The organism is Bacillota bacterium (assembly GCA_036504675.1).
In the GTDB taxonomy this organism is placed as follows: Bacteria; Bacillota; Sulfobacillia; order JAJYWN01; family JAJZPE01; genus DASXUT01.
In genome coordinates this window covers 1-5,196 of sequence record DASXUT010000142.1, presented here as the reverse complement: position 1 = coordinate 5,196, position 5,196 = coordinate 1, and the positions used below count along the sequence as shown (strand labels likewise).

Below are 5,196 nucleotides of genomic sequence, written 5' to 3'. Positions count from 1 at the left end.
AATTGTGCCATGGGCGAGAGGTCCACCCCTCCTACTTGTGTTTGTGCTCGCAACCAAACACTTCGGAGAGGAACCCTCTCGTCCCTCTTTCTGCCCAGGTCTCCTACTTCAGACCAACATTAACTTTACTCACACCCGTCCGCGCGCCGTGCCCGAGTCAGGCCGCCCGCGGGGACCCTGGACAGCTGCCACCGACCTATTCCGACTTGGCGGGGGGACGTCGGGGCGGGTTGCCGGGGCTGGTCTGTCCCTTGCCGCGTCCCTGGTCGTCGGACCGGCCTGTCCCATTTTGGGTGCCCCCATTCGGGCCGGGAGACGGCCGGGCCATGGGCAGCGACAGGATTTGCCCGACGGCCTCGTTGACCGACACTTCAAGGCCGTCAGCCGGTCTCTTGACGAACACCTTGGCCCGCCAGACCGGGGTCCTGCCGGGGTCGATCGGGGGGAGCGGCGGGCCGGGGTTGCAGACCTCCACGGTGACGACCCGACCGAGGACCAGCGTCTCGAGGGTCGAGACGGCCTGGTCCAGGACCTGAGACAGGGCAGGGTCATCGGCGGCGACCGAGATGACTCCGTCGAGCTCGATGAGCTCGTCACCATCAATGATGATCCGATCCGGACCGCCGATGCCGACCACCGTTGCGATGAACTGGGGCTCACCCGTGCTGGTCACGGTGACCCGAGGAAGGGCGGGCGTTCCTTGAAGGGCCCCGGTCTGCCGGGGGTCGTGGGCCGGGCCCTGGCCCGGGGGATGGCCGGGCGGGAGCAACTGCGCCCCGGCGCCATAGAGCAGGCCGGCAATCATGACATAGGCGGCCAGACCCAGTCCGATCGGCCAGTCGGTATTGCCGCCGAACCCGGGCAACCACCGTCGCCGGCCGAACGAATCCAGGGCCAGGGCGACCAGAGAAGCCAGCAGGACGACGGCCAGGACCCCGGCGAGATCGCCCGAGCGGACGGCGGTCAGCAGCATGCCGGCCAGGACGACGGCAGCCATGAAGGTTATGGCGGAGCGCCGGCGGACGACCGCCGCCCGGACCGTGCCCACCAGGTCTCCCGCCCACCGGGTGATGGGCGGCTGGGCATGCCGTTTGGCTTGGCGTCGACTTGGCAGCACCCGCGATCAGTCCTTCCCGTGACCGTCGTCAAGGAGAGGGGCCTTGACGTTTGGTTCACGAGTAGTATGAACGCGTCGGTCGAGGCTTCATTCCCGGGATGGCGGACCAGGTCTCGCGCCATCCAAAGGGTGCGGCCCGCCGAGTTCCACGACATCCGGGCCTGCTGCCGCGGCCGGTTGGCCGCAGATCGGGCAGAACCCCGCCTCGAACGCGCCGATCCGGAGGACCACAGGGGCGGAGGCGAGTCCCTCGGAACGCCCCTGGAGCCGGCCGATTCGGCGGCCTACGGCATAGCCGAGCCCGGCGGCGGCCAAGACCGCCAGCAGGATCACCTCAGTCTGGGTGAACGGGGTCATCGTCACGCCTTCCCCCCCAGTCGACTCCATCGGCCGGGGACCCGCGTTTCGACCTGGCCGAGACTTGCTCGGTCCACCAAAGGCCGGCACTGACCGCCCCGACCAGGGTGGTCTTGACGGGCGCGAGGCACCACCCGAGAACGAAGGCGATGGTCAGGACAAAGAGGCTTTCGCCGAGACCCCACCGGGCGACCAGGGATCGCCGGCCGGCGCCGCGGTCGGCCGACCAGTCGATCAGGTCGTCGCCCACCTGGACCCCGCCCATCAAGAGCAACGACCCGAGCATCTCCCGCCAACCGAGAAGCAGCAGTCCGAGGACGGTCACGACGGCCATCTCCTGCCATCCCGAAAGCCCGCTCGGGAAGGGCCGGCCAAGCTCCCCCAGCATGCCGAGGGCATAGGCGGCAAGGAAGAGGGAGAGTGACAGCCCCGGGGCGAGGACGGTGGCGACGCTCAGGGCCAGCAGGGCATAGACTGGCCTGGCCCGGTCGGGTTCCGCGCCGTCCTGGTCGAGGAAGTCATCGAGCAGCTTGACCGCCAGGGCGGCGAGGGCGACCGCGGTTATCTGGCGAGCCGCGGCCAAGAGGGCGGCCCCGCCTGGCTCAAAGATGGCGCCGAACAAAGGCTTTCACCTCATCGAACCCGGTGGATTTCAGGGCCGATATGGGTACCAGGTAGTCACCGGCAAAGGTCTCCCGGAGGGCTTTCAGCCCGAGCGCCGCCGCCGGTAGGTCCATCTTGTTGGCCAGGATCACGTAGCCCGGTCTGAACCGCGCGAACCTGGCGATCTGATAGTCGATCTCGCCGGGGATACCGGGGGCCGCGGCGGTGCCCGGCGCGCCCGCGCGGGAGGCGTCGACCAGGTGAACGACGACGTCGGCCTCGTAAAGGAGCCGAAGAGAGGCGGCCATCGCCCGGCGGACCTCCTGGCGCTGGTCGATGTGGTCGGCCAGCCCGGGGGTATCGATCATCGTCAGCGGACGCACGGCCTTCCCTGACCGGACCTCCAGGACCAGTGAATGAGCCGCGAGCGTCTGATGGGGGACTTCAGAGACCAACTCTCGGCGGGCTCCTTCGGCTGAGTAGACCAGGCGCCGCTCCACCCCGTCGCCTTCGGCCCGCCGGATGACGATGCTCCGAGCGCCCAGGTACTCGGCGAAACGGAGGGCGAAGAGGGTCTTGCCGACGTTGGCCTGGCCGACGACGACGAATCGCTTGGCATTGCAGTCCCTGCCCACCCTCAGCCCCCCGTTTCCCGGCCCTCGGCGATGGCCGCCAGGACATCTTCCCGGATGATAAGCATCAGGTCCTGCCGGCTGAACAGGCCGGCGTCGCCCCGCTCGCGACCGGTCAGCCTGACCGCGTGGCAGCGGATGGCGCGCTCAATGACATTTCGCACCAGACGGGCGTTGCCGGCGTTATCGTCGGCCCCGGCCACCCCCGCCCGCAGGTGCTCGGCCAGGGCCTCCCGGGCCTCCGGCGAGGCCACGTACTCCCGTTTGTCCAGCATGATGTCGGAAATCTTGAGGAGTTCCTCGAGGGTGAAGTCCGGGAACTCGATGTGAATGGGGAACCGTGACTTCAGCCCGGGGTTGGTCCGCAAGAAGTAGTCCATCTCCCGAAGGTAGCCGGCCAGGACGACGACCAACTCGTCCTTGTGGTCCTCCATCGCCTTGACCAGCGTGTCGATGGCCTCCTTGCCGAAATCCTTCTCCCCGCCCCGGGCCAGTGAGTAGGCCTCGTCAATGAAGAGGATACCGCCGATGGCCCGGCGGATTTGCTCGCGGGTCTTCTGGGCGGTGTGCCCGATATACTCACCGACCAGATCGGCCCGTTCGACCTCACAGAGGTGTCCCTTCTGCAGGACGCCGACTTCCTTGAAGATCCGGCCGAGGATCCGGGCCACCGTGGTCTTGCCGGTCCCGGGGTTGCCCTTGAACACCATATGCAGGACCAGGGGCTCGGTGGCCAGGTGCTCGCGGGCTCGGAAGCGTTGGACCTCGATGAAAGCCTTGATCCCCAGGACCAGGCGCTTGACCTTCGCCAGCCCGACCAGCCCATCGAGCTCCTTCATGACCTGATCGATCTCGGGTGAGGTCACCGGGCGCTCGATCACCGGCGCCCCGGCCGCTCGCTCCCCGTCGCCGCTCCCAAGCAACAGCAAAGCGCGGGCGGCGGTGATCTTCCCCTCCTCGACCAGGGTCATCACCTCGACCGTCCGGCCCGCCCCGCCATCCCTCGGCCCCTGTCCCGGCGACGCCGCCCTGGTCATCGTCCCCGCCCACCTCCCCGACGCCGACCCCCGCCCGGCTCGAAAAGCGCAGTACCATTATACGTGCAGGCGGCCGCTCGGCCCCTCCACGCACCGTTCATCCAGACCCGGGGAAAACAAAAACCCCCGGGGCGTTCCCGGGGGTCAGGGCCTTGTTTGCCGGCGGGGTCAGGCCTGTTCGGCTTCCTTGCGGAGCTCGTTCATAAAGTTGCTGATCGGGCGAGCCGGGGTGATTGTCGACACCGCGTGCTTATAGACGAGGGACTGCTTGCCGTCGCTCTCGAGGATGACGGTGAAGTTGTCGAAGCCCTTGACCATGCCCTTCAACTGCACCCCGTTGACCAGGTACATCGTGATCGGGACGTTGTCTTTCCGGACCTGGTTGAGGAAGGCATCTTGAAGGTTGATTGGGGACTTGGTCATCGAGCATCGCCCTCCAAATCTCGTTGCTATCTTTCCCGCGTGAACCTAATTATACACCCATTTCCACTTTTGGGCAACCAAGCTGGCAATTTCTCCCACCACGTCGGGGTAGTCTGGGGCATCCGATCCTCCCGGGGGCAGGTTGAACCAGACCACCCGGGGGTCGTTTCTGAACCAGGTCAACTGACGCTTGGCGAAGCGGCGGGTGTTCCGCTTGAGGATCGCCACCGCCTCATCCAGGTCGGCCCGTCCGTCCACGTAGGTCTTGATCTCCTTGTACCCAAGGGCCTGCGAAGCCGTCCTTCCGAAGCCCGGCCCGGCCGCCAGCCGACGCACTTCGTCGACCAGCCCGGCGGAGACCATCAGGTCCACCCGCCGATCGATCCGCCCGTACAGCTCGTCTCGATCGGCGTCGACCCCGACCATCAGGACGTCGTAGGGGCTGGCCCCGGCCGAGGTCAGGGCGATGTCCTCGGAGATGGGCCGCCCCGCCCTCGCCGCGACCTCGAGCGCCCGGACCACCCGTCTGACGTCGTGGGGATGGATGCGGGCGGCGGCCGCCGGGTCGATCGCCCCCAGTCGGGCGTGAAGGGCCGGGCCGCCTTCCCGCTCGGCCTCCTCGGTCAGGGCCGCCCGGAGACCCCAGTCGGTGGCCTCCGGAGGGAAGGCGTAGTTGTCGACGACCGCCTTGACGTAAAGCCCGGTCCCGCCGACCAGCATGGGCAGGCGACGCCGGGCCCAGGCCTCGCCCGCGGCCCTCAGGACGAGCCCCTGGAAACGGGCCACGCTGAAGTCCTCCCACGGGTCGAGGACGTCGAGCAAATGGTGGGGGACGCCCCGACGTTCGGCCGCGGCCGGCTTCGCCGTGCCGATATCCATGCCCCGGTAGACCTGCATAGAGTCACCCGAGATGACCTCCCCGACCGGCCCGCGGCCTGCCCGGCCGAAGAGGGCCAGGTCCACGGCGAGCCTGGTCTTGCCCGCCGCCGTCGGTCCGACCAGGGCCAGGAGCGGGATCCTGTCGGCC

At 68.1% G+C, this 5,196-nt stretch carries 7 protein-coding genes; all 7 read right to left on the bottom strand.

The annotated features are described in order from the left end of the window. Positions 1-196: 196 nt before the first annotated feature. Complete coding sequence (locus tag VGL40_09710) at positions 197-1,117, bottom strand: hypothetical protein (GenBank protein HEY3315533.1); 921 nt, start codon at positions 1,115-1,117, stop codon at positions 197-199. Positions 1,118-1,204: 87 nt separating this feature from the next. After that, positions 1,205-1,474 carry a hypothetical protein gene (locus VGL40_09705; protein ID HEY3315532.1) on the bottom strand — a complete coding sequence of 90 codons (270 nt, stop codon included), beginning with the start codon at positions 1,472-1,474 and terminating at the stop codon, positions 1,205-1,207. After that, positions 1,452-2,096, bottom strand: a complete 645-nt coding sequence (locus VGL40_09700) for a hypothetical protein (GenBank protein ID HEY3315531.1) — start codon at positions 2,094-2,096, stop codon at positions 1,452-1,454. Before VGL40_09700 ends, VGL40_09705 begins: the two co-directional genes overlap by 23 nt. Beyond that, entirely contained in the window at positions 2,077-2,712 is a 636-nt protein-coding gene (locus VGL40_09695; GenBank protein ID HEY3315530.1) for a GTPase, read from the bottom strand. Before VGL40_09695 ends, VGL40_09700 begins: the two co-directional genes overlap by 20 nt. Before the next feature lie 2 nt (positions 2,713-2,714). Further along, positions 2,715-3,746: an AAA family ATPase gene (locus tag VGL40_09690; GenBank protein HEY3315529.1), complete on the bottom strand. Its 1,032-nt coding sequence runs from the start codon at positions 3,744-3,746 to the stop codon at positions 2,715-2,717. A 168-nt stretch (positions 3,747-3,914) separates the two neighbouring features. Continuing rightward, a complete protein-coding gene (gene hfq / locus VGL40_09685) occupies positions 3,915-4,169 on the bottom strand; it encodes an RNA chaperone Hfq (GenBank protein HEY3315528.1) in 255 nt (84 codons plus the stop codon). A 45-nt stretch (positions 4,170-4,214) separates the two neighbouring features. Next, positions 4,215-5,196: tRNA (adenosine(37)-N6)-dimethylallyltransferase MiaA (gene miaA / locus VGL40_09680; GenBank protein ID HEY3315527.1), on the bottom strand; the 982-nt coding region annotated here is incomplete at its 5' end.